19 protein-coding genes are annotated in these 24,924 nt (G+C 54.5%); 11 read left to right on the forward strand and 8 right to left on the reverse strand.

Going from position 1 to position 24,924, the window contains the following annotated elements; translation table 11 throughout:
- Positions 1-39: 39 nt before the first annotated feature.
- From mrcB to fhuB, 5 genes are all read left to right on the forward strand, one after another.
- Positions 40-2,571 carry a bifunctional glycosyl transferase/transpeptidase gene (gene mrcB / locus ABGA49_RS10110; protein WP_061497605.1) on the forward strand — a complete coding sequence of 844 codons (2,532 nt, stop codon included), beginning with the start codon at positions 40-42 and terminating at the stop codon, positions 2,569-2,571.
- A gap of 260 nt (positions 2,572-2,831) precedes the next feature.
- Positions 2,832-5,006 carry a ferrichrome porin FhuA gene (gene fhuA / locus ABGA49_RS10115; protein ID WP_347665506.1) on the forward strand — a complete coding sequence of 725 codons (2,175 nt, stop codon included), beginning with the start codon at positions 2,832-2,834 and terminating at the stop codon, positions 5,004-5,006.
- 47 nt (positions 5,007-5,053) lie between these two features.
- The gene (gene fhuC, locus ABGA49_RS10120) at positions 5,054-5,851 is read left to right on the forward strand and encodes a Fe3+-hydroxamate ABC transporter ATP-binding protein FhuC (RefSeq protein WP_061497602.1); all 798 of its coding nucleotides are present in this window, start codon (positions 5,054-5,056) and stop codon (positions 5,849-5,851) included.
- Positions 5,851-6,741, forward strand: a complete 891-nt coding sequence (gene fhuD / locus ABGA49_RS10125; RefSeq protein WP_088237405.1) for a Fe(3+)-hydroxamate ABC transporter substrate-binding protein FhuD — start codon at positions 5,851-5,853, stop codon at positions 6,739-6,741. Before fhuC ends, fhuD begins: the two co-directional genes overlap by 1 nt.
- A complete protein-coding gene (gene fhuB, locus ABGA49_RS10130) occupies positions 6,738-8,720 on the forward strand; it encodes a Fe(3+)-hydroxamate ABC transporter permease FhuB (protein ID WP_347665507.1) in 1,983 nt (660 codons plus the stop codon). The genes fhuD and fhuB overlap by 4 nt, the downstream gene beginning before the upstream one ends.
- A gap of 38 nt (positions 8,721-8,758) precedes the next feature.
- Here fhuB and hemL read toward each other — a convergent pair whose 3' ends face one another.
- On the reverse strand, positions 8,759-10,039 hold the full coding sequence (gene hemL, locus ABGA49_RS10135) for a glutamate-1-semialdehyde 2,1-aminomutase (protein ID WP_061497595.1): 1,281 nt from the start codon (positions 10,037-10,039) through the stop codon (positions 8,759-8,761).
- 171 nt (positions 10,040-10,210) lie between these two features.
- Here hemL and clcA point away from each other — a divergent pair, with 171 nt between their 5' ends.
- Both clcA and erpA read left to right on the forward strand, forming a co-directional pair.
- Entirely contained in the window at positions 10,211-11,620 is a 1,410-nt protein-coding gene (gene clcA, locus ABGA49_RS10140; protein ID WP_088237407.1) for a H(+)/Cl(-) exchange transporter ClcA, read from the forward strand.
- 82 nt (positions 11,621-11,702) lie between these two features.
- Positions 11,703-12,047, forward strand: coding sequence for an iron-sulfur cluster insertion protein ErpA (erpA, locus tag ABGA49_RS10145; RefSeq protein ID WP_023480429.1), 345 nt, complete (start codon positions 11,703-11,705; stop codon positions 12,045-12,047).
- 47 nt (positions 12,048-12,094) lie between these two features.
- Here the strand turns inward: erpA and ABGA49_RS10150 are convergent, their stop codons facing one another.
- Genes ABGA49_RS10150 through mtnN form a run of 3 tightly spaced genes read right to left on the reverse strand, consistent with a single transcriptional unit; the run spans position 12,095 to position 14,223 of the window.
- Positions 12,095-12,718, reverse strand: a complete 624-nt coding sequence (locus ABGA49_RS10150; protein ID WP_061497592.1) for a TRIC cation channel family protein — start codon at positions 12,716-12,718, stop codon at positions 12,095-12,097.
- A 13-nt stretch (positions 12,719-12,731) separates the two neighbouring features.
- Positions 12,732-13,532, reverse strand: coding sequence for a vitamin B12 ABC transporter substrate-binding protein BtuF (btuF, locus tag ABGA49_RS10155; RefSeq protein WP_347665508.1), 801 nt, complete (start codon positions 13,530-13,532; stop codon positions 12,732-12,734).
- Complete coding sequence (gene mtnN, locus ABGA49_RS10160) at positions 13,525-14,223, reverse strand: 5'-methylthioadenosine/S-adenosylhomocysteine nucleosidase (protein WP_347665509.1); 699 nt, start codon at positions 14,221-14,223, stop codon at positions 13,525-13,527. The genes btuF and mtnN overlap by 8 nt, the downstream gene beginning before the upstream one ends.
- 106 nt (positions 14,224-14,329) lie before the next feature.
- Here mtnN and dgt point away from each other — a divergent pair, with 106 nt between their 5' ends.
- From dgt to cdaR, 3 genes are all read left to right on the forward strand, one after another.
- The gene (dgt, locus tag ABGA49_RS10165) at positions 14,330-15,844 is read left to right on the forward strand and encodes a dGTPase (RefSeq protein WP_088237408.1); all 1,515 of its coding nucleotides are present in this window, start codon (positions 14,330-14,332) and stop codon (positions 15,842-15,844) included.
- 139 nt (positions 15,845-15,983) lie between these two features.
- Complete coding sequence (gene degP / locus ABGA49_RS10170) at positions 15,984-17,420, forward strand: serine endoprotease DegP (RefSeq protein ID WP_061497584.1); 1,437 nt, start codon at positions 15,984-15,986, stop codon at positions 17,418-17,420.
- A gap of 157 nt (positions 17,421-17,577) precedes the next feature.
- The gene (gene cdaR / locus ABGA49_RS10175) at positions 17,578-18,735 is read left to right on the forward strand and encodes a DNA-binding transcriptional regulator CdaR (RefSeq protein ID WP_061497583.1); all 1,158 of its coding nucleotides are present in this window, start codon (positions 17,578-17,580) and stop codon (positions 18,733-18,735) included.
- A gap of 59 nt (positions 18,736-18,794) precedes the next feature.
- On the opposite strand, the gene ABGA49_RS10180 is transcribed toward cdaR, so the two are convergent.
- From ABGA49_RS10180 to map, 4 genes are all read right to left on the reverse strand, one after another.
- Entirely contained in the window at positions 18,795-19,184 is a 390-nt protein-coding gene (locus ABGA49_RS10180; protein WP_017457991.1) for a DUF3461 family protein, read from the reverse strand.
- A gap of 122 nt (positions 19,185-19,306) precedes the next feature.
- On the reverse strand, positions 19,307-20,131 hold the full coding sequence (dapD, locus tag ABGA49_RS10185; RefSeq protein ID WP_061497581.1) for a 2,3,4,5-tetrahydropyridine-2,6-dicarboxylate N-succinyltransferase: 825 nt from the start codon (positions 20,129-20,131) through the stop codon (positions 19,307-19,309).
- A gap of 33 nt (positions 20,132-20,164) precedes the next feature.
- Positions 20,165-22,840, reverse strand: a complete 2,676-nt coding sequence (gene glnD, locus ABGA49_RS10190) for a bifunctional uridylyltransferase/uridylyl-removing protein GlnD (RefSeq protein WP_061497579.1) — start codon at positions 22,838-22,840, stop codon at positions 20,165-20,167.
- Positions 22,841-22,994: 154 nt separating this feature from the next.
- Positions 22,995-23,786, reverse strand: coding sequence for a type I methionyl aminopeptidase (gene map / locus ABGA49_RS10195; RefSeq protein ID WP_061497578.1), 792 nt, complete (start codon positions 23,784-23,786; stop codon positions 22,995-22,997).
- Between the two features lie 309 nt (positions 23,787-24,095).
- On the opposite strand from map, the gene rpsB reads away from it, so the two are divergent.
- Positions 24,096-24,821 carry a 30S ribosomal protein S2 gene (gene rpsB / locus ABGA49_RS10200; protein ID WP_061497575.1) on the forward strand — a complete coding sequence of 242 codons (726 nt, stop codon included), beginning with the start codon at positions 24,096-24,098 and terminating at the stop codon, positions 24,819-24,821.
- Positions 24,822-24,924 lie beyond the last annotated feature (103 nt).

Below are 24,924 nucleotides of genomic sequence, written 5' to 3' on the forward strand. Positions count from 1 at the left end.
AATCAGGCCCTTGCGCCTGAAAGTTGCGGAGAGTAAAGCATGGCGGGGAATGACCGCGAGCCAATTGGACGCAAAGGTAAACCAGCGCGTCCGGCAAAAGAGAAGATCAGTCGTCGTCGACTCCGGGAAGAGGAGTATGACGAGTACGAAGATGATGACGATGAGGATGAAGAACCGATGCCGAAAAAAGGAAGAGGCAAAGGCCGGAAGCCCCGGGGTAAACGCGGCTGGTTCTGGCTGCTGTTGAAAATCTTCATTGTCCTTGCCGTGCTGTGCGCCATTTATGGCGTCTATTTGGATCAAAAGATCCGCGCCCGTATCGACGGCAAAGTGTGGCAGTTGCCCGCAGCGGTCTATGGTCGCATGGTCAACCTTGAACCGGATATGGCGGTCAGTAAAAACGAGATGGTGAAACTGCTGGAAGCCACGCAGTACCGCCAGGTGACGAAGATGACGCGTCCCGGCGAGTTTACCGTGCAGGCGAAAAGCATTGAGATGATCCGCCGTCCGTTTGATTTCCCGGACAGTAAAGAAGGGCAGGTGCGTGCGCGTCTGACGTTTGATGGCGATCGTCTGGAAACCATCGAAAATATGGACAGCAACCGCCAGTTCGGTTTCTTCCGCCTCGATCCGCGTCTGATCACCATGCTCTCGTCGCCAAACGGCGAGCAGCGTCTGTTTGTTCCGCGTAACGGATTCCCGGATCTGCTGGTGGATACCCTACTGGCAACGGAAGACCGCCATTTTTACGAACACGATGGCATTAGCTTCTACTCCATTGGCCGTGCGGTACTGGCTAACCTGACGGCAGGCCGTACCGTGCAGGGGGCGAGTACGCTGACTCAGCAACTGGTGAAAAACCTGTTCCTCAGCAGCGAGCGTTCTTACTGGCGTAAAGCTAACGAAGCCTATATGGCGCTGATCATGGATGCCCGTTACAGCAAGGATCGCATCCTTGAGCTGTATATGAACGAGGTTTACCTGGGGCAGAGCGGCGATAACGAGATCCGCGGGTTCCCGCTGGCGAGCCTGTACTATTTTGGTCGTCCGGTGGAAGAGCTAAGTCTTGATCAGCAGGCGTTGCTGGTTGGGATGGTGAAAGGGGCCTCGGTCTACAACCCATGGCGCAATCCAAAACTGGCGCTGGAACGCCGAAATCTGGTGCTGCGCTTGCTGCAACAGCAGAACGTGATCGACCAGGAACTGTATGACATGCTGAGCGCCCGTCCACTCGGCGTGCAGCCGCGCGGTGGGGTGATTTCACCGCAGCCGGCGTTTATGCAGATGGTGCGTCAGGAGCTGCAGGCGAAGCTGGGCGACAAAGTGAAAGATCTCTCCGGCGTGAAGATCTTTACGACTTTTGATTCTGTGGCGCAGGATGCTGCCGAAAAAGCGGCGGTGGATGGCATTCCGGCGCTGATTAAACAGCGCAAATTGACCGACCTTGAAACCGCGATGGTGGTGGTAGACCGCTTTACCGGCGAGGTGCGGGCGATGGTCGGTGGCGCGACACCGCAGTTTGCCGGTTATAACCGTGCGATGCAGGCGCGTCGATCGATTGGTTCACTGGCGAAACCGGCGACCTATCTGACCGCGTTAAGTCAGCCGAATCAATATCGCCTGAATACGTGGATCGCGGATGCGCCGATCTCACTGCGCCTGTCCAATGGCCAGGTGTGGGCACCGCAGAACGATGACCACCGTTTCAGTGGTCAGGTCATGCTGGTGGATGCGCTGACCCGTTCTATGAACGTGCCGACCGTTAACCTCGGGATGGCGATTGGTCTGCCGGCGGTGACGGATACCTGGGAAAAACTCGGTGCGCCGAAAGATCAGCTGACGGGAATGCCATCAATGCTGCTTGGGGCGCTGAACCTGACGCCGATTGAAGTGGCGCAGGCATTCCAGACGATCGCCAGCGGGGGGAACCGCGCACCGCTTTCCGCGCTGCGCTCGGTGATCGCTGAAGACGGCACCGTGCTCTATCAAAGCTTCCCGCAGGCCGAGCGTGCAGTACCAGCGCAGGCGGCGTATATGACGCTGTGGACCATGCAGCAGGTTGTGCAACGGGGTACGGGCCGTCAGCTTGGCGCGAAGTATCCGGGGCTGCACCTGGCGGGTAAAACCGGGACCACCAACAATAACGTCGATACCTGGTTTGCCGGTATCGACGGGCGTGAAGTCACCATTACCTGGGTGGGGCGCGACAATAACCAGCCGACCAAATTGTATGGCGCCAGCGGCGCAATGGCGATTTATCAGCGTTACCTGGAAAACCAGTCGCCGATCCCGTTAGATCTGACGCCGCCGGAAGATATCACCACGATGGGCGTCGACGATATGGGTAACTTTGTCTGCGGCGGTGGCGGTACACGTCAGCTACCGGTCTGGACCACCAGCCCGGAAACGCTGTGTCAGCAGAACCAGATGCAGCCGCAGACGGGTAACCCGTTTGATTCGTCGACGCAGCCGCAACAGCAGCCTCAACAACCACCACAGCAACAGCCGCAGCAGGAGCAGAAAAGCGATGGCGTAGCGGGGTGGATCAAAGAGATGTTTGGCGGCAACTAAGCCATGACAGTGCCATCAAACCCCTGGTCGAAGGCCGGGGGTTTTCTTTTTCGTCGTCTAAAACATCCGGATAACGCGATAGTAAATTCCTTTTAATAGCCCTTTAACTCCCCGTTTCTATCTGGTTATTTCTTCATCCTTTAAGCCCGTTCAGACGGCGCGTTGCTTGCTATACAGGCAACCGTTCGCCTATTATGCTGCGGTCATAATAATAATTATCGTTTACGTTATCATTCACTCATTGATCCAGAGAGAAAACAATGGCGCGTCCCAATACTGCTCAGCCAGTCAACACCTCGCTGCGTAAAATCGCAGTGGTTGTAGCCACAGCGGTTAGCGGCATGTCTGTTTATGCACAGGCAGCAACGACCCAAAAAGAAGAGACCATCACCGTCACCACCGCTGCCCCGCAGGAGAGCGCATGGGGGCCGGCGGCGACGATCGCGGCGAAACACTCTGCGACCGCCACCAAAACGGATACGCCGCTGGAGAAAACCCCGCAGTCTGTTTCCGTGGTGACCAGCGAAGAGATGCAAATCCGCCAGCCTGCTTCAGTAAAAGAGGCGTTAGGCTATACACCCGGCGTTGTCGTGAGTAACCGCGGCTCGTCCAATACTTATGACTTTGTGAGTATCCGCGGGTTTACCTCTGTTGGCCTCAGCCAGAACAATTATCTGGATGGATTGAAACTGCAGGGTAACTTCTACAACGACGCAGTCATCGATCCCTATATGCTAGAGCGTGTTGAACTGATGCGTGGGCCGACTTCTGTTCTCTATGGGAAGAGTAATCCGGGTGGCATTATTTCCATGGTTAGCAAACGTCCGACTACAGAACCGCTGCACGAAGTCCAGTTCAAGATGGGGACGGATAATCTGTACCAGACAGGGTTTGATTTCAGCGATGCGCTGGATGATAACGGTGAATTTTCCTACCGTCTGACAGGTGTCGCCCGTTCTAACGATCAGCAGCAGGTTAATGCGAAGCAAAAACGTTATGCTATCGCGCCCTCTTTTACCTGGCGTCCTGACGATAAAACCCGTTTCACTTTCCTCTCTTACTTCCAGAATGAGCCACAAACTGGCTACTACGGATGGTTGCCGAAAGAAGGAACTGTTCAGCCGTTGCCGAACGGTAGCCGTATTGGTACTGACTTCAATGAAGGCGCGAAGAACAACACTTATTCCCGTAACCAGAAAATGGTCGGTTATAGCGTTGAACATGGTTTCGATGACACCTTTACCCTGCGCCAGAACTTGCGCTTCTCTGAGATGAAAACAGATCAGCAGAGCGTATACGGTACAGGTATTGCGGCCGATGGGCATACCCTTAATCGCGGCACTGTTGTCGATAATGAGCGTCTCCAGAACTTCAGCGTCGATACGCAGTTACAGAGTAAATTTTCCACGGGTGCAGTTGAACATACTCTGCTGACCGGCGTTGATTTCATGCGCATGCGTAACGATATCAATGCGACATTTGGTAGTGCACCGTCTATCGACCTCTATAATCCTTATACACCGGAAGATTTCACTTTTGGTGATGCCGCGCCTTACCAATTGAACGAAACCAAACAGACCGGGATCTACGCCCAAAACCAGGCGGAGTGGGATAAGTGGGTCTTTACGCTGGGTGGTCGTTATGACTGGTCAAATCAGCAGACGACCGTACGTGCCGATGGGGGTTCTGTCGATCGCAATGACCACCAGTTCACCTGGCGTGGTGGTGTTAACTATCTCTTTGATAACGGTATTGCGCCCTATATCAGCTACAGCCAGTCTTTCGAACCGAATGCATTCGATCTCTATAGCACGCCGCGTATGGCTTTTGCTCCTTCAAAAGGCGAGCAGTATGAAGCCGGTATTCGCTATGTACCGAAAGATATGCCGATCGTACTCAGTGGAGCGGTGTATCAGCTGACGAAGACCAATACGCTGACTACCGACCCGAATAATACGACGTTACAGGTTCCATCAGGGGAAGTGCGTTCGCGTGGTGTGGAGCTGGAAGCGAAAGCAGCGTTGAATGCCAATATCAATGTGACCGCGTCTTATACCTATATCGATGCTGAATACACCAAAGATACCAATCTGAAGGGTAATCATGTCGAGCAGGTGCCGCGCAACATGGGATCCCTGTGGGGCGATTACACCTTCCATTCTGGCGTATTGTCTGGCCTGACGCTGGGCACTGGAGGACGCTTCATCGGTTCAAGTTACGGCGCACCGGATAACGCATTCAAAGTGGGCAGTGCGACGGTGATGGATGCTGTTATCAAGTATGACCTGGCTCGTCTGGGTATGGCGGGTTCTAGTGTTGCTTTGAACGTAAACAATCTGCTTGATCGCGATTATGTTTCCAGCTGCTTCCAGGCCTATGGCTGTTTCTGGGGCGCAGAGCGTCAGGTAGTGGCGACAGCAACCTTCCGCTTCTAATCTCTCTTCGGGCACGGTTCGCCGTGCCCTTTGACAAGTTGGCTACTATGCAGGAAAAGAACACGCTTCCCGACACGACATTTCAACTGAACGGAGTGAGCTTTAGCGTACCCGGTCGTACGCTGCTCCACCCGTTATCTTTGCGTTTTCCCCCCGGAAAAGTCACCGGGTTGATTGGTCATAACGGTTCCGGCAAATCCACGCTGCTCAAAATGTTGGGCCGTCATCAGCCACCTTCCGGCGGCGATATTCTGCTGGATGAGCAGCCGTTGGCGAGCTGGAACAGTAAAGCCTTTGCCCGCAAGGTGGCGTATCTTCCTCAGCAACTGCCGCAGGCGGAAGGGATGACTGTACGTGAGCTGGTGGCGATTGGTCGTTATCCGTGGCACGGTGCGTTGGGGCGTTTTGGTATTGCTGACCGGGAAAAAGTTGAAGAAGCGATAGCGTTGGTTGGGTTGAAACCGTTGGCGCATCGCCTGGTGGACAGCCTTTCCGGTGGTGAACGTCAGCGCGCGTGGATTGCCATGCTGGTGGCGCAGGATAGCCGTTGCCTGCTGCTTGATGAGCCGACTTCCGCGCTGGATATCGCGCACCAGGTTGATGTGCTGGCGCTGGTGCATCGTCTCAGTCAGCAGCGTGGGTTAACGGTGATTGCCGTCCTGCACGACATTAATATGGCGGCGCGATACTGCGATTATCTGGTGGCACTGCGCGGCGGTGAAATGATCGCGGAAGGGATACCGGATGACTTAATGCGCGCCGACACGCTTGAACACATTTATGGCATCCCGATGGGCATCCTGCCGCACCCTTCCGGCGCCGCACCGGTGAGTTTTGTCTACTAATGGCCCAATTACCTCAGATTAGCCGTCGTCGCCTGCTGACGGCGATGGCGCTCTCTCCCTTACTGTGGAACATGCGCAACGCGCAGGCGGCGTCTGTCGACCCGCACCGTATCGTTGCCCTCGAATGGCTACCCGTTGAGTTACTGCTGGCGCTCGGCGTTGCGCCCTATGGCGTGGCAGATGTGCATAATTACAACGTGTGGGTTAACGAACCCGCACTGCCTGACGCGGTGATCGATATCGGGCTGCGGACAGAGCCTAATCTCGAACTGCTGACGCAGATGAAGCCCTCTTATCTTGTCTGGTCCGCAGGCTATGGCCCGTCAGAAACCAAACTGGCGCGTATTGCCCCAGGGCGTGGTTTCACCTTCAGCGATGGTAAAAAACCGCTCACGATGGCGCGCCACTCCCTTAACGAGATGGCGCAGTTGCTGAACAGGGAAGCGGCTGCGAAAACACATCTGGATGCGTTTGATGCGTTGATCGACGGGACAAAACCGCATTTCGCCCGCCGTGGCAACCGCCCGTTGCTGATGATCACGCTGCTGGATCCCCGCCATGTACTGGCGTTTGGTCCGAACTGCCTGTTCCAGGAAGTGCTTGATAGTCTGGGAATTCGTAATGCCTGGCATGGTGAAACCAGCTTCTGGGGCAGTGTGGCAGTGGGTATCGACAGGCTGGCGGAATACAACGATGTGGATGTGCTCTGTTTCGATCACGGCAATGACCAGGATATGCGCAAGCTGATGGCGACGCCGCTCTGGCAGGCGATGCCTTTTGTGCGTTCCGGACGTTTCCAGCGCGTGCCGGCTGTCTGGTTTTATGGTGCGACGCTGTCAGCGATGCACTTTACTCGTGTGCTGGATAACGCGCTGGGAGGGAAGGCATGAGTCGTCGTCTCTCCCTTTTCCCGATACTGCTACTGGCGCTGTTATTTGCTATCGCCGCAGGGCTGAGTTGGTCCAATTTAAACATTGCGTTGCCGCGAGCGCAGTGGGGTGAGGCGCTGCGTGCGCCAGACATAGACCGTATCGATCAAATGCTGTTCCACTACAGCTTGCTGCCAAGGCTGGTAATTTCCCTGCTGGTGGGGGCGGGTCTTGGGCTGGTGGGCGTGTTGTTCCAGCAAGTATTGCGCAACCCGTTGGCGGAACCGACCACACTTGGCGTGGCGACCGGCGCTCAACTGGGGATCACCGTCACCACACTGTGGGCGATACCGGGCGTGCTGGCTTTGCAGTTTGCTGCACTGGCGGGTGCGTGCGCTGTGGGCGCGCTGGTGTTTGGCGTGGCCTGGGGCAAACGGTTATCGCCGGTGACACTGATCCTTGCCGGGCTGGTGGTGAGTCTTTATTGCGGAGCAATCAACCAGTTGCTGGCGCTGTTTCATCACGATCAGCTGCAAAGCATGTTCTTATGGAGCACCGGTACGCTGACTCAGACCGACTGGAGCATGGTGCAGCGTCTGTGGCCACAACTGGCGGGCTGCGGTCTATTAACGTTGTTGCTGCTGCGTCCGCTGACCCTGATGGGGCTGGATGATGGTGTCGCACGTAACCTCGGACTGGCCTTGTCGCTGGCCCGGCTGGCGGCGCTGACGCTGGCGATCGCCCTGAGTGCCTTACTGGTGAATGCGGTGGGGATTATTGGTTTTATCGGCCTGTTTGCGCCGCTGTTGGCAAAAATGCTCGGCGCTCGCCGTTTACTGGCGCGACTGGTGCTGTCGCCGTTTATTGGCGCGCTCATCTTGTGGCTTTCCGATCAACTGGTCTGGTTGCTGACCCGGGTATGGATGGAGATCTCCACCGGCTCCGTGACCGCGTTGATTGGCGCACCGTTGCTGCTGTGGCTGTTGCCGCGCCTGCGCAGCTTGAGCGCACCCGCGATGAACGCCGGGGATAACGTTCCCGCTGAGCGTCAGCACGTGCCGGGGTTTGCCTTCGGGGGGCTGGTGTTGCTGTTGCTGGTGATGTGGGGGGCGCTGGCATTCGGTCGGGATGCGCAAGGCTGGCACTGGGCCAGTGGTGCGTTACTGAATGACCTTCTGGAGTGGCGCTGGCCGCGCATCATCGCGGCACTCACTGCTGGCATCATGCTGGCTGTTGCGGGTTGCATTATTCAGCGCCTGACCGGTAACCCGATGGCCAGCCCGGAAGTGCTGGGGATCAGCTCCGGTGCGGCGTTTGGCGTGGTGCTGATGCTCTTTTTCGTGCCGGGGAACGCCTTTGGCTGGCTGATGCCCGCCGGAAGTCTTGGTGCCGCGGCGACGCTACTGATTATCATGGTTTCTGCCGGGCGCGGCGGGTTTTCACCGCACCGCATGTTACTGGCCGGTATGGCGTTAAGCACGGCGTTTACCATGCTGCTGATGATGATGCAGGCCAGCGGCGACCCGCGAATGACGGCGATCCTGACGTGGATTTCCGGTTCAACCTATAACGCCTCCGGTGAGCAGGTATGGCGCACCAGTGCGATGATGGTGGTGTTGCTGACGTTGACGCCGCTGTGCCGTCGCTGGCTGATGATTTTACCGCTGGGGGGAAATACCGCTCGGGCAGTGGGAATGGCGCTAACATCATCGCGTGTTGCGCTACTGCTGCTGGCTGCGGCCTTAACGGCCACGGCGACGATGACCATTGGCCCGCTGAGCTTTGTCGGGCTGATGGCACCGCATATTGCACGGATGATGGGTTTTCGCCGCACGATGCCGCATATGCTGATTTCAGCACTGGTGGGGGGCATGTTGCTGGTCTTTGCCGACTGGTGCGGGCGGATGATGTTATTTCCGTATCAGATCCCGGCAGGGTTGCTGTCGACCTTCATTGGCGCGCCGTACTTTATCTATTTGTTGAGAAAGCAGAGCCGTTAATATTCCCCCTCTCCCTGGTGGGGTGAGGGGAAAGAACATCAGAGTTTCGCGAATACGCGGCGAGCGGCATCGATAGTATTGTCGATATCTTCTTCGCTGTGTGCGACAGACATGAAGCCCGCTTCAAACGCAGACGGCGCAAGGTAAACGCCTTCTTCCAGCATCAGATGGAAGAACCGTTTGAAACGTTCAACATCGCATTTCACTACATCCTGATAGCAGGTCACGCTTTGCGCATCGGTAAAGAACAAGCCGAACATACCGCCGACATGGTTCACAACCAGTGGGATGCCTGCCTGCTGAGCGGCATCAAGCAGACCATTGGCCAGTTGGGTGGTCAGTTCGGTCAGGGTAGTGTGGATGCCAGGCTGAGCCACTTCGGTTAAACAGGCGTAGCCCGCCGCCATCGCAATCGGGTTACCGGACAGTGTTCCCGCCTGATAAACCGGGCCGGTGGGTGCCAGTGCATCCATCACCTCGCGGCGACCGCCAAATGCGCCGACCGGCATGCCGCCACCGATGATTTTGCCAAGGCAGGTCAGATCCGGTGTCACATCGTAGTACGCTTGCGCCCCGGCCAGCGCCACACGGAAACCGGTCATCACTTCATCGATGATCAGCAGTGCGCCAAATTCATCACACAGCGCACGCAGGCCTGGCAGGAATTCCGGCTGTGGCGGAATGCAGTTCATATTGCCTGCCACTGGCTCAACTATAATGCAGGCAATATCCTGCGGATATTGTTCAAAGGCTGCGCGCACGGAAGCGAGATCGTTGTAGGTGCAGGTGAGGGTATGTTTGGCGAAATCCGCCGGAACGCCAGGTGAGTTCGGCTGGCCCAGCGTCAACGCGCCGGATCCCGCTTTTACCAGCAGGCAATCCGCGTGCCCGTGGTAGCAGCCTTCGAATTTGATGATTTTATCGCGACCGGTAAAGCCGCGCGCCAGGCGAATCGCACTCATAGTCGCTTCCGTCCCGGAGTTCACCATGCGCACCATATCCATCGTTGGCACCAGTTCTGTCACCAGTTCCGCCATTTTGACTTCCATTTCAGTCGGTGCGCCAAAGCTCAGCCCGCGGCTGGCGGCGTCGATTACCGCATTGCGAATGGCCGGATGGTTGTGCCCCAGCACCATTGGCCCCCAGGAGCCGACATAATCGATATAGGCTTTGCCATCGACATCGTATAAATAAGCGCCGTCAGCACGCTCGATAAACAGCGGCGTACCACCCACGCCGGTAAAGGCGCGAACCGGTGAGTTGACTCCGCCCGGGATCAATTCACGCGCTGCGTTATAGAGGTTTTCAGACTTACTCATGTTTTCATTCCTGGTTGGTGGAAAAATCAATGCCCGTCATTCTATGTGATTACAGGAAGGTTATGCACGCCCTGGCCGGTGGAATGACATATTTTGCAGGGATTTTAGCCGCGACGCGGGAACCCCGGTTCGTTACAATGCCCGCTGTATTTGTCTTATCTTTTCTCATCTATGACTCCTGAAACCACCTCATTTGAACAGCAGCAAGTGGAACGTCGGCGTCGCAGGAATATTTTGCGTCACTTGTTGCAACGCGATAAAACGCCGCTGGCGATATTAATAATGGCTGCCGTCGCGGGAACGCTGACTGGATTAGTGGGCGTCGCTTTTGAAAAAGCGGTCAATTTCGTCATCAATACCCGGACTGGCGCGCTCGCCCAGGTGGCGGATAACGCGTGGCAGATCTGGTCACTGGCTTTCATTGGCTCCGCTCTGTTGGCGATGGTGGGGTATTTTTTGGTTCGCCGCTTTGCGCCGGAGGCTGGCGGTTCCGGTATTCCGGAAATTGAAGGCGCACTGGAAGAGTTACGTCCGGTACGCTGGTGGCGCGTACTGCCGGTTAAATTTATCGGCGGTATGGGAACACTTGGCGCAGGCATGGTACTTGGCCGGGAAGGCCCGACGGTGCAGATTGGCGGTAATATTGGCCGCATGGTGGCGGATCTGTTCCGTATGCGCAGTGCAGAGGCGCGCCATACGCTACTGGCGACCGGTGCAGCGGCAGGCTTGTCAGCCGCGTTCAATGCGCCCTTGGCTGGGATCCTTTTTATTATTGAAGAGATGCGCTCCCAGTTTCACTACAACCTCATCTCCATTAAAGCCGTGTTCACCGGTGTGATCATGTCGAGCATTGTGTTTCGCCTGTTTAATGGCGAAGCCGCGGTCATTGATGTTGGCAAACTTAGTAATGCGCCGGTCAACACACTCTGGCTCTATCTGGTGCTGGGGATGATTTTTGGCTGCGTAGGGCCTTTGTTTAATACGCTGGTGCTGCGTACTCAGGATCTTTTTCAACGTATTCATGGTGGCCAGACGACCCGCTGGGTGCTGATCGGTGGGCTTATCGGTGGTGCTTGCGGCGTGTTGGGGCTGATTGCCCCGGCGTTTTCCGGTGGGGGTTTTGCTTTGATCCCGATAGCGGCAGCCGGGAACTATACTGTTGGGGTGTTGCTATTACTCTTTTTGATCCGTGTTGCCATGACGCTGCTGTGTTTCTGTTCGGGTGCACCGGGGGGAATATTTGCGCCGATGCTGTCGCTGGGTACGGTGTTGGGGATGGCTTTCGGCAGTGCGAGTGCAGATCTTTTTCCGCACTATCAACTGGATGCAGCAACGTTTGCCGTCGCGGGCATGGGCGCGTTACTGGCTGCTTCGTTACGCGCGCCGCTGACCGGGATCGTGCTGGTTCTGGAAATGACAGACAATTATCAGCTTATTCTGCCAATGATTATCACCTGTCTCGGTGCGACACTGTTAGCACAGTTCCTTGGCGGCAAACCGCTCTATTCCGCTATCCTGGCACGTACGCTTGCCAGGCAGGAGGCGGCCGGTGTTGAGGCGTCGCGGCGGGAGAATACTTGAACGATTTAATAGCGTATTGGATAATAGCCAACAATGATCGGGTGACTATTTGCCCGGATCGCAGTAGCAATGGGAGCAAGACATGAGTGATGACGTAGCGTTGCCGCTGCAGTTTACCGATGCAGCAGCCAACAAAGTAAAAAGCCTGATCGCAGATGAGGAAAATCCAAACCTGAAACTGCGTGTCTACATCACCGGTGGTGGTTGCAGTGGCTTCCAGTATGGTTTTACCTTTGATGATCAAATCAACGATGGCGATATGACCATTGAGAAACAGGGCGTTGGCCTGGTGGTTGATCCCATGAGCCTGCAATATCTGGTAGGTGGTTCGGTTGATTATACCGAAGGTCTGGAAGGTTCCCGCTTTGTGGTCACCAACCCGAATGCGACCAGCACCTGCGGCTGCGGTTCTTCGTTCAGTATTTAACGAACCCGGCAGGTATAAAAAGCCGTGTCATCGACACGGCTTTTTTGTTATCGGCCCGGTTCATCCAGGGCGAACGTCGGTAGCTTCAGATGCCAGCGAATGGCCGCCAGACGAATCACCAGCGTAACCACCATGCCCAGCATACTGGCTGTTTCCAGCGGAATGGTAAAAAAGTGAAACGCAGTCGCATGCACAATGCCGCCGGCGATACAGGCAGTGGCGTAAATTTCGGTACGCAGGATCATCGGCACTTCCCGCGCCAGAACGTCACGGATTATCCCGCCGCCCACACCGGTGACAACGCCCATACAGATGGCGACCAGCGGCCCGGTTTCGGCCAGAAAGGCCTTATTCACGCCAATCCCGACAAACACCGCCAGACCTACGGCGTCCAGCACAGGGAGTATCCACTTCGGCAGGCGGCGCGGCTGACGCACCAGAATAATGGTCAGCATGCAGGTCACCATGGCGACCACCAGATCGGTAGGATCGGTTACCCAGAATACCGGCCCGTGCGCCAGCGCCATATCGCGGATCGTCCCGCCGCCAACTGCGGTAACCACGCCGAGCACCAGCACGCCAAACGGATCCATCCGCAATTTTCCGGCAAGCAGGACGCCTGAGATGGCAAACACGGCAGTGCCGATAATATCCAGCCAGTAGACGAGCATGTGAATTCCCCGGTTATTTCACCTGCGCAAGGGCAGTACAGAGTTGTTGAGCGGCGAGGATAATACGCGGGCTTGCGCGTTCAAACCAGTCGCTGTGTAGAGAAATAATCGGTACATCGAGCTGGCTATGCCAGAATTGTTCGATATTGGGAATTTCACGCGCCTCTCCGGCGACCACAATCGCCTGCGGCTGGCGGGCTAATACTTGCTCGCGGCTGACCTGCGGCCAGGGCACGCGACTGGCGGCAAAGATGTTTTCGCCGCCGCACAGCTCCAGCACCTCGTTCTGAATCGAACCTTGCCCGCTGGTGAACAGCGGCTGTGCACCAAATTGCAGGAACACGCGTTTTTTCGGCTGGTTTGCATAGCGCGCTTTCAATTCGTCATAATGTGCCATCAGCTGTTGCGCCGCTTGTCGGGCCTGCTCAGGATGCGGGCTGTAGGGCTCAAGCGCGCGCAGCGTCTCTGCAACTTGTTCGATGGTGATGGCATCCACCCACATCACGGTAACGCCAAACTGCTTCAGTTGATTGACCTGCCGTTCGGTGTTGCCTCCGCGCCACGCCAGCACCATGTCGGGTTTCAATGCGACAATGCGTTCGAGGTTGATGCCTTGCCAACTGGCGACTTGTTCAATATGCGCGGCTTCGGGAGGGTAATCGGAATAACTGCTCACGCCGACAGGCGTAATCCCTGCGGCAAACAGCAGTTCTGTATTGGCCGGTGAGAGCGAAATCACGCGCGGCGCGGCGAACAGCCACGCCGGCAGCAGAATAAGCAGGGCGGCAAGCGCCCCGAGTGAACGATTAGCCACGCGCCAGGTTCTGCACCAGGGTTTCTACCATCAGGCTGGATTGTTTCGCCGCGACGGCCAGGAACTCATCAAAGCTCAGGTGCGACTGTTGATCTGCCACGTCGGAGATGGCGCGAACCACAACAAACGGCACGCCGAAGTTATGGCAAACATGCGCAATGGCGGTGGCTTCCATTTCCACGGCGATGGCTTGCGGGAAGTTGTGGCGGATTTTCGCCAGACCCACTGAACCATTGATAAAGGCATCGCCGCTGACAATCAAACCGCGCACGGCGTGCAGATCCAGTTGCGCGATACAGGCTTCTGCGGTGGCAATCAGTTTATCATCGGCTTTAAAGCCCGCCGGGCAGCCCGGTAACTGGCCGTACTCGTAACCGAAAGCCGTCACGTCGGCATCGTGATAACGCGCTTCGTCAGACACCACGATATCGCCTACTTTCAGCGTTGGCGCCAGACCGCCCGCAGAACCGGTATTGATAATCACATCCGGCTGGCAGCGCTCCAGCAGCAACGTTGCGCCCATGGCAGCAGCGACTTTGCCAATGCCCGACTTCAGCAGTGCAACGTCAGTGCCATTCAGCGTACCGGTGTAGATTTCGCTCCCGCCAATATTCAGGGTCTGACGGTTCTCGATTTTGTCACGCAGCAGCGTAACTTCTTCTTCCATTGCACCAATAATGCCAATTTTCATGGAGATACTCGCTAATGTGATAAGACAGAATTACGTTTTCAGGGCATAGTCTATCATGGCATACACAATTGCATGATATCCCGTGACGCTTCGCACAGGAGAGAAAATGGCAGAGATCGACTTTCGCAACAAAATAAACTGGCACCGTCGCTATCGTTCGCCGCAGGGCGTGAAAACTGAGCGTGAAATCCTGCGTATTTTTGAAAGCGATCGCGGGCGCATCATCAACTCCCCGGCCATTCGGCGGTTGCAACAAAAAACGCAGGTTTTCCCCCTGGAACGCAATGCCGCGGTACGTACACGCCTTACCCACTCCCTGGAAGTACAACAGGTGGGACGCTACATCGCCAAAGAAATCCTTAGCCGCCTGAAAGAACTGAAGTTGCTGGAAACTTACGGGTTGGATGAACTGACCGGACCGTTTGAAAGCATTGTTGAAATGGCGTGCCTGATGCATGACATTGGCAACCCACCTTTCGGCCATTTTGGCGAGGCGGCAATTAATGATTGGTTCCATCAGCGGCTGGCGCCGGAAGATGCGCTCGGTCAACCGTTATCGGACGATCGCTGTGAAGTGGCGGTGTTGCGCCTGCATGAAGGCGAAGATGGGTTAAATGCGCTACGTAGAAAAGTTCGTCAGGATTTAAGCCATTTTGAAGGAAACGCGCAGGGGATCCGCCTGGTGCATACGCTGATGCGAATGAACCTGACATGGGCGCAGGTCGGTTGCATATTAAAATATACGCGCCCTGCATGGTGGGTTGGTTCTCCTCCAACGTCGCACAGCTATTTAATGAAAAAACCAGGTTATTATTTCAGCGAAGAAGCCTATGTTGAGCGCTTACGTAAAGAATTAAACCTGGATACTTACAGCCGCTTCCCTTTGACGTGGATAATGGAAGCCGCTGATGATATTTCTTATTGCGTCGCCGACTTAGAGGATGCGGTAGAAAAACGTATTTTCACGGCGGAACAACTTTACCAGCATCTTTATGATGCCTGGGGAACACATGAAAAGGGTTCGTTGTTTGCTCAGGTGGTCGAAAATGCCTGGGATAAATCCCGTGTGAATTCCATGAGCCGCAGTGCGGAAGATCAATTCTTTATGTATCTGCGGGTCAATACCCTTAATAAGCTGGTGCCCTACGCTGCACAGCGCTTTATTGATAACCTGCCCCAAATCTTCAGCGGTGAATTCAACCATGCGTTGCTGGAGGATGATAGCGGATTCAGTCAGCTACTTGAATTATATAAAAATGTCGCCATTAAACATGTATTCAGCCACCCGGACGTTGAGCAGCTTGAATTACAAGGTTATCGCGTCATCAGTGGGTTGCTGGATATTTACCGCCCGTTGTTACAATTATCGTTGGCGGATTTTACTGAGCTGGTGGAAAAGGAGCGTCTGCGCCGCTTTCCGATTGCATCGCGTCTGTTTCATAAACTGTCGACGCGCCATCGATTAGCGTATGTAGAAGCGGTCAGTAAATTATCGCCCGATTCGGCGGAGTATCCGGTGCTGGAGTATTATCATCGTTGTCGATTGATTCAGGATTATATCAGCGGTATGACTGATTTATATTCTTGGGATGAATATCGTCGTTTGATGGCAGTGGAATAACCCCGTTGTTTTGTAAAGAACGACAATAAATTTTTACTTTTTGCCGAAACGACATCCCGGAACTTCAGGCTATAAATCGACTCTGAGTGGTACATACACAGCAGTTTGTTTGCGTTAATCGGTAATGAGATAGAGACACATGAAAAAAACCACGTTAGCAATGAGTGCACTGGCCTTGAGTTTAAGTTTAGCGCTGTCTCCTCTGTCAGCTACGGCGGCGGAAACAGCATCTTCAGCTACCCCGTCGCAACAAATGCCGAGCCTTGCGCCGATGCTGGAAAAAGTGATGCCTTCGGTGGTGAGTATTAACGTAGAAGGCAGCACGACGGTGAATACCCCGCGTATGCCACGTAACTTCCAGCAGTTCTTTGGTGATAATTCACCGTTCTGCCAGGACGGTTCTCCGTTCCAGGGCTCGCCATTCTGTCAGGGCGGTCAGGGTGGGCAAGATGGCTCCGGCGGTGGTCAGCAGCAGAAATTTATGGCATTGGGCTCCGGGGTCATTATTGATGCCGCCAAAGGCTATGTTGTGACCAACAACCACGTCGTGGATAACGCCAATACCATTAAGGTTCAGTTGAGCGACGGGCGTAAATTTGACGCTAAAGTGGTGGGTAAAGACCCGCGTTCCGACATCGCCCTGATCCAGATTCAGGATCCGAAAAACCTGACCGCTATCAAGCTGGCGGATTCTGACGCCCTGCGCGTGGGTGACTATACGGTAGCGATTGGTAACCCGTTCGGTCTGGGTGAGACGGTGACTTCCGGGATTGTTTCCGCGCTTGGCCGCAGCGGGCTGAATGCTGAAAACTACGAAAACTTTATCCAAACGGATGCGGCGATTAACCGGGGTAACTCCGGTGGTGCACTGGTCAACCTGAATGGTGAACTGATCGGGATTAACACCGCAATCCTCGCGCCGGACGGCGGCAACATTGGTATCGGTTTTGCCATCCCGAGTAATATGGTGAAAAACCTGACCGGCCAGATGGTTGAGTTCGGCCAGGTACGCCGTGGTGAGCTGGGGATTATGGGGACTGAACTGAACTCCGAGCTGGCGAAAGCGATGAAAGTCGATGCCCAACGCGGGGCGTTTGTCAGCCAGGTGATGCCGAATTCCGCCGCCGCGAAAGCGGGTATCAAGGCGGGTGATGTGATCACCTCGCTGAATGGCAAACCGATTAGCAGCTTCGCCGCACTGCGTGCGGAAGTGGGTTCAATGCCAATTGGCAGTAAAGTTGCTCTTGGCCTGTTGCGTGACGGCAAACCGGTGAATATCACGCTGGAATTACAGCAGAGCAGCCAGAACCAGGTGGATTCCAGCACCATCTTCAGCGGTATTGAAGGCGCGGAAATGAGCAACAAAGGCAAAGATGCTGGCGTGGTGGTTAACGCAGTGAAAGCGAATACCCCTGCGGCGCAGATTGGCCTGAAAAAAGGGGATGTGATTATCGGTGCTAACCAGCAGCCGGTGAAAAATATCGCTGAGTTGCGCAAAATCCTCGACGGCAAACCGTCTGTACTGGCGCTGAATATTCAGCGTGGCGATACCTCCATTTATCTGCTGATGCAGTAATCTGTAAAACCCCTCTTCCTCCCTGCGAGGAGAGGGGCTCCTTCTGTTTTGTGAAGCCTTCCACAACTCCATACTTCTGAATGCTGCTTTGTGCATATGCACAGTGCGCGCTATGGTTTTCTCCCATATGCTTGGGCTCTGCTAACGGGAGGGTTACATGGCTGGCTGGCACCTTGATACCAAAATGGCACAGGATATCGTGGCGCGCACGATGCGCATCATCGATACAAACATTAACGTCATGGATGCACGTGGTCGCATCATTGGTAGCGGCGATCGCGAACGAATTGGGGAATTGCACGAAGGTGCGCTGTTAGTTCTCTCCCAGGGCCGCGTGGTGGACATTGATGATGCGGTCGCGCGTCACTTGCATGGCGTACGTCAGGGGATCAATCTGCCGCTACGACTGGAAGGCGAAATTGTCGGCGTTATCGGTTTGACCGGCGAACCGGAAACGTTGCGCAAATATGGCGAACTGGTCTGTATGACCGCTGAGATGATGCTGGAACAATCCCGTTTGATGCATCTGCTGGCACAAGACAGCCGCTTACGTGAAGAGCTGGTGATGAACCTGATCCAGGCGGAAGAGCATACGCCCGCATTAACTGAGTGGGCGCAGCGCTTGGGTATCGATTTAAACCAGCCGCGCGTGGTCGCGGTCGTGGAAGTCGACAGTGGTCAACTGGGCGTTGATAGTGCCATGGCCGAATTGCAGCAGTTGCAAAATGCGCTGACTACGCCGGAACGCAACAACCTTATCGCGATTGTCTCATTAACGGAGATGGTGGTGCTCAAACCGGCGCTCAATCAGTTTGGTCGCTGGGACGCGGAAGATCACCGCAAGCGCGTTGAGCAATTGATTACCCGCATGAAAGAGAACGGCCAACTGCGTTTTCGTGTTGCACTTGGCAACTATTTTACTGGTCCTGGCAGTATCGCCCGTTCATACCGTACCGCGCGCACCACGATGATGGTGGGTAAACAGCGGATGCCGGAAAACCGCAGCTATTTTTATCAGGATCTGATGTTGCCAGTATTGCTGGACAGTTTACGTGGCGGCTGGCAGGCGAATGAGCTGGCGCGCCCGTTGTCACGGTTAAAAGCGATGGACAACAATGGCCTGCTCAGGCGCACTTTATCGGCCTGGTTCCGCCATAACGTACAGCCGCTGGCAACGTCCAAGGCGCTGTTTATCCACCGCAACACGCTGGAATACCGTCTCAATCGCATCTCTGAACTGACCGGGCTGGATTTAGGGAATTTCGATGACAGGCTACTACTGTATGTGGCGCTGCAACTGGACGAGCAACGTTGATTTGATATTTCTTACCCGGCCTGTGGAAAGGCTCCGCAGACCGGGTAAGCACGACACGGTTATTTCCCGCGCGTTAATTTCTCAAGATCCGACTCAATTTCATTGATCTTGTTGGTAACCACGCTTTCAAGGTGACGCAGATCGTCAAGGATCTTACGTTTCAGATCCACTTCGGTACGATCGCGCTGGCAGATTTGATCTAACTCATCAATGACATAGCGCAGGTTAGGGCTGATCTCCTGAACCTCTTTATACCCCTGGCCGACACCGTCAGCGACCACGGTTTTACGCTGACGCGGGTATTTAAACTTCACGCTCTTGGCAAAAAACTCGCCTTTGTCCTTATGAAAATAGATTTTCAGGATATCGTTGTTCGCTTCCTGGCGGAGGCTGTAACGATCAATTTCATCGGGATTGGTAATGCCTAAACTTTTCAGATTATCGTACATAGCGGTACCCTTAAGCTCAACATAACCTATGAATAATTAACGAAAAAATCTATTTTTTCCACCTGCGCGTACTAAAAAGGCGGGACAGGTCACCCTCTCCCGAAAAGGGAGAGGGGAAAGACTTAATCGATGGTGCGCAGGAGTTCGTTGATACCCACTTTGCCACGCGTTTTCGCATCGACTTTTTTCACGATAACAGCACAGTAGAGGCTGTATTTGCCATCTTTGGATGGCAGATTGCCGGAAACCACAACGGAACCCGCCGGTACACGGCCGTAGTGAATTTCACCGGTTTCGCGGTCATAAATACGGGTGCTCTGACCGATATACACGCCCATGGAGATAACCGACCCCTCTTCAACGATAACACCTTCCACCACTTCGGAACGCGCGCCGATAAAGCAGTTATCTTCAATGATAGTCGGGTTTGCCTGTAATGGCTCCAGTACGCCACCGATTCCCACGCCACCGGAGAGGTGAACGTTTTTACCAATCTGCGCACAGGACCCTACGGTTGCCCAGGTATCCACCATGGTGCCTTCATCGACATAGGCACCGATATTAACGTACGACGGCATCAGTACAGTATTACGGGCGATAAACGCACCCTGACGAACCGCAGCCGGCGGCACGACACGGAAACCTTCTTTTTGGAAACGCGCTGCATCGTAGTCGGCGAATTTCATCGGCACTTTATCGAAGTAGCGGCTTTCTGCACCGTCGATAACCTGGTTATCGTTAATGCGGAAAGAGAGCAGAACCGCTTTCTTCAGCCACTGGTGAGTGACCCATTGACCATCGATTTTTTCTGCGACGCGCAGGGCGCCGGAATCGAGCAGAGCAATAACCTGGTTGACCGCTTCACGGGTAACGGTATCCACATTGGCCGGGGTGATCTCTGCGCGACGCTCGAAAGCGGTTTCAATAACGTTCTGTAACTGCTGCATTGTTAAGCTCTTTCCATCTGTGTAAAAAAATCATCACCCTTTATCGTTTGGATTGAGGGCCTCTGTCAACCGTTGTTGCACCTCCTTTTGCAGCGCATTATTAAGGCCACGCCGGTCGGCGGTTGCGATTATAAATAAATCTTCTACTCGTTCACCAATTGTTGTAATTCTCGCCCCGTGCAACGAAATTCCAAGGTCGGCAAACACCTGGCCAACGCGTGCGAGCAAGCCGGGTTGATCGAGTGCAATCAATTCAAGGAAGGATTTTCTGTCGGTATGGGTCGGCAGGAAATTCACTTCCGTGTCGACGGTAAAGTGACGCAATTTGGCTGGCTGACGTCGTGGCTGTGGCGGTTGCCAGGTGTGTTGCGTGATAGCCTGCTCTAAACCAAAGCAGATGGCATCGTGACGATCGGCGGAGAGCGGGCTGCCATCCGGTTCCAGCACAATAAAGGTATCCATTGCCATGCCGTCACGGGTGGTGAAGATCTGCGCGTCATGGACGCTGAGATTACGTCTGTCGAGTTCGGCACATACTGCGGCAAAGAGGTAAGGTCTGTCGGGACTCCAGATAAAGATCTCTGTGCCGCCACGGGTTGCCTGAGGACTAAGTAGGATCAGCGGTTTGCTTAAATCATGCGCGAGCAGGTGCCGGGCATGCCATGCCAACTGGTTTGGGCTATGGCGCACAAAATAGTTGGCGCGGCAACGCGCCCAAATCTGATGCAACTGCTCCTCATCAATATTGTCCATACGCAGCAACGCCAGCGCTTGTAATTGATGATGGCGCACCCGCTCACGCATATCCGGCGTGTTTTGCATGCCACGGCGTAGCTGTTTTTCAGTGGCGAAATAGAGTTCGCGCAACAGGCTCTGCTTCCAGCTGTTCCACAGGGTTTCGTTAGTGGCGCAAATATCCGCAACGGTCAGGCAGACCAGGAAGCGTAACCGGTTCTCCGTTTGCACCTCTTCAGCGAACTGCTTGATGACTTCCGGATCCTGAATATCACGGCGTTGGGCGGTTACCGACATCAGCAAGTGATGGCGGACCAGCCAGGCAACCAGTTGCGTTTCTCGGGAGTTCAGACCGTGCAACTCGGCAAATTTCAGCACATCCTGTGCCCCCAGTACGGAGTGATCACCGCCGCGTCCTTTCGCGATGTCGTGGAACAGTGCGGCAATCAAAATCAGTTCCGGATGGGTCAGACGCGGCCATAGCTCTACGCATAAGGGATGCTTATTACGTGTCTCTTCTTTAGCGAAACTTTCCAGCTTCAATAACACGCGAATGGTGTGTTCATCGACCGTGTAAGCATGAAACAGGTCAAATTGCATCTGACCGACGATATGCGACCATTGCGGCATATAGGCCCACAATACGCTGTGGCGGTGCATCGGTAGCAGGCCGCGACTGACGGCCCCCGGGTGGCGCAGCATACTGAGGAAAATAGAGCGCGCTTCGGCGATGTAGCATAACGGTTGTGTCAGATGGCGACGGGCGTGTCGCAGATGACGCAGGGTAGTGGAGTAGATGCCGGTAATCGTGCTGTTGCGCACCATGATATAAAACATCCGCAAAATCGCCTGCGGCTCGCGAATAAATAATGTCTCATCGCGCAGATCAATCAGTGTGCCGCGTAGCTGGAACTCATCATCGATCGGACGCGGCTTTTCATCAGCCGTGAGCGCCAGTATCGCTTCATCGAAGAGCTGGAGTAGCATCTGATTAAGTTCCGTGACACGACGTGTAACCCGGAAGAAATCTTTCATCATATGCTCAACCGGCTGGTTGCCTTCGCCGACATAGTTCAGCCGCTGGGCGACGCTTAGCTGGCGATCAAAAAGCAAGCGATTATCGTAGCGGTTCAGTTCCAGGTGCAGGGCGAAACGGATGCGCCACAGCAGATGCAGACACTCGTTCAGTTCATTACGTTCAGCTTCGGTGAGGAAGCCGAAGCCGACCATTTCATCGAGCGATGTTGCGCCAAAGTGGCGACGAGCCACCCATTGCAGCGTGTGAATATCGCGCAGGCCGCCGGGGCTGCTTTTAATGTCCGGCTCAAGGTTGTAGCTGGTGCCGTGGTAACGCTGATGACGCTCATTTTGTTCGGCCACTTTCGCCGGGAAAAACGTTTCCGAAGGCCAGAAATTGTCGCTGAAAATATGCTTTTGCAGCTCAAGAAACAGCGCCACATCGCCAATCAACAGACGTGACTCAATGAGATTCGTGGCGACGGTTAAATCCGACAGCCCCTCCTGTAGGCATTCATCCAGCGTGCGCACGCTGTGACCTACTTCCAGTTTTACGTCCCAGAGAAGTGTTAGCAGTTCGCCAATCTTTTGCGCCTGCTCATCGGGCAGTTTGTGGCGACTGAGGATCAGCAGATCGATATCAGACAAGGGGTGCAGTTCACCGCGACCATAGCCGCCAACCGCCACCAGCGCGACGTCGTTGATATTGCCAAAACCGTACTCCAGCCACAGGCGTTGCAGCAGCTGATCGATAAATTCGGTACGTGCTTCAATCAATTGCTCGGCGGAAATACCGGCATCAAATACATGCCCCAGCCACCGCTGGAAGGCGTCGATATGGGCTTTGATCCCCGCACATTGCAGCGCGTCCTGGGGCCAGACGCCAGGATACTCAGGCTGGCCGGGAAGGGTGGGTTTGACGGTGTTGACGAATTGTTCTGACAAGGTATTGCTCATTATTAGCCACCCGTGTGGAGTGAGGATCACTAACAAAACAAAGTAAAAGAGATAGTCAGAAATGAAAAGTCGTTTATACGTATGACGAAGAGGTTGGCAGGGCAAAAAAAACGACCCGCAGAGCGGGCCGTAGACAAGAGCGTAACGACGGAGATTAAGCGGCCGTCAGTACCGCGTCGATGGAGTCATCTTTGCGCAGAGTCAGGATCTCACAACCCGTTTCTGTCACCACGATCGTGTGCTCATATTGTGCCGACAGGCTGCGATCTTTGGTTTTCACCGTCCAGCCATCTTTCATGGTGCGAATGCGGTAATCACCGGCGTTGACCATCGGTTCTACGGTAAAGGTCATACCGGCCTGTAACACAACGCCGCCGTCATCTGCATCATAGTGCAGCACCTGCGGTTCTTCGTGGAAACCACGACCAATGCCGTGTCCGCAGTATTCGCGCACCACGGAGAACCCTTGCGCTTCTACGTATTTCTGAATAGCCGCGCCAAGGGTACGCAGACGGATGCCCGGCTTCACCATGCGCAGCGCCAGATAGAGGCTCTCCTGGGTGACGTGGCACAGGCGTTCGCCAAGGATTGTTGGTTTGCCGACGATAAACATTTTGGAGGTGTCGCCGTGATAGTCGTCTTTGATAACGGTCACGTCGATGTTGACGATATCACCATCCTTCAGCAGTTTTTCGTCATCCGGAATACCGTGACATACCACTTCATTAATAGAGATACAGACGGATTTCGGGAAGCCGTGGTAACCGAGGCAAGCGGAGATCGCGTGTTGCTCATTGACGATGTAGTCATTGCAGATGCGATCCAGTTCGCCAGTGCTGACGCCCGGTTTAACATACGGTTCGATCATTTCCAGCACTTCGGCGGCCAGACGACCGGCAATGCGCATTTTTTCGATTTCTTCAGGAGTTTTAATTGAGATAGCCATGGAGTGCGTCCATCAGTGTCGAATTTTTCGACTATACCAGGATAAGTGTTGTTCATGGTAACAGTCGGGCAAGCTTTGTGCCAAATTGAGAATCATTAACAGCACACCGCGTCAACAACTATTGGTGTCCGGCAGTGTTTTGTGATATAAAGCGCGCCGGACTTCCGTTCCTGTTTGGGGATGGGAGCCACAAATCTCACTTTGTGTAATAACACACACGTATCGGCACATATTCCGGGGTGCCCTTCGGGGTCGGTAATATGGGATACGTGGAGGCATAACCCCAACTTTTATATAGAGGTTTTAAACATGGCAACTGTTTCCATGCGCGATATGCTCAAGGCTGGTGTTCACTTTGGTCACCAGACCCGTTACTGGAACCCGAAAATGAAGCCGTTCATCTTCGGTGCGCGTAACAAAGTTCACATCATCAACCTTGAGAAAACTGTACCGATGTTCAACGAAGCCCTGGCTGAGCTGAACAAAATTGCTTCTCGCAAAGGCAAAATCCTGATCGTTGGTACTAAACGCGCTGCAAGCGAAGCGGTGAAAGAAGCTGCTCTGAACTGCGACCAGTTCTTCGTGAACCATCGCTGGTTGGGCGGTATGCTGACTAACTGGAAAACCGTTCGTCAGTCCATCAAACGTCTGAAAGACCTGGAAACTCAGTCTCAGGACGGTACCTTCGACAAGCTGACCAAGAAAGAAGCGCTGATGCGCACTCGTGAACTGGACAAGCTGGAAAACAGCCTGGGCGGTATCAAAGACATGGGCGGTCTGCCGGACGCTCTGTTCGTTATCGACGCTGACCACGAGCACATCGCAATCAAAGAAGCAAACAACCTGGGTATCCCGGTATTTGCTATCGTTGATACCAACTCCGATCCGGACGGCGTTGACTTCGTTATCCCGGGTAACGATGACGCAATCCGTGCTGTTAGCCTGTACCTGAATGCCGTTGCTGCTACCGTTCGTGAAGGCCGTTCTTCGGATCTGGCTACTCAGGCGGAAGAAAGCTTCGTAGAAGCTGAGTAATAAGGCACGCTCTCTGAGCCCCTTATTGAGCAGGTAGTACCGAGTTTGGTTAGGGGGCCTGTTTATGGCCCCCTTTTTCACTTTTAAGCCTGTTTGGTTCCCC

Source organism: Kosakonia sp. WA-90 (assembly GCF_039871955.1).
GTDB classification, from domain to species: Bacteria; Pseudomonadota; Gammaproteobacteria; order Enterobacterales; family Enterobacteriaceae; genus Kosakonia; species Kosakonia oryzendophytica.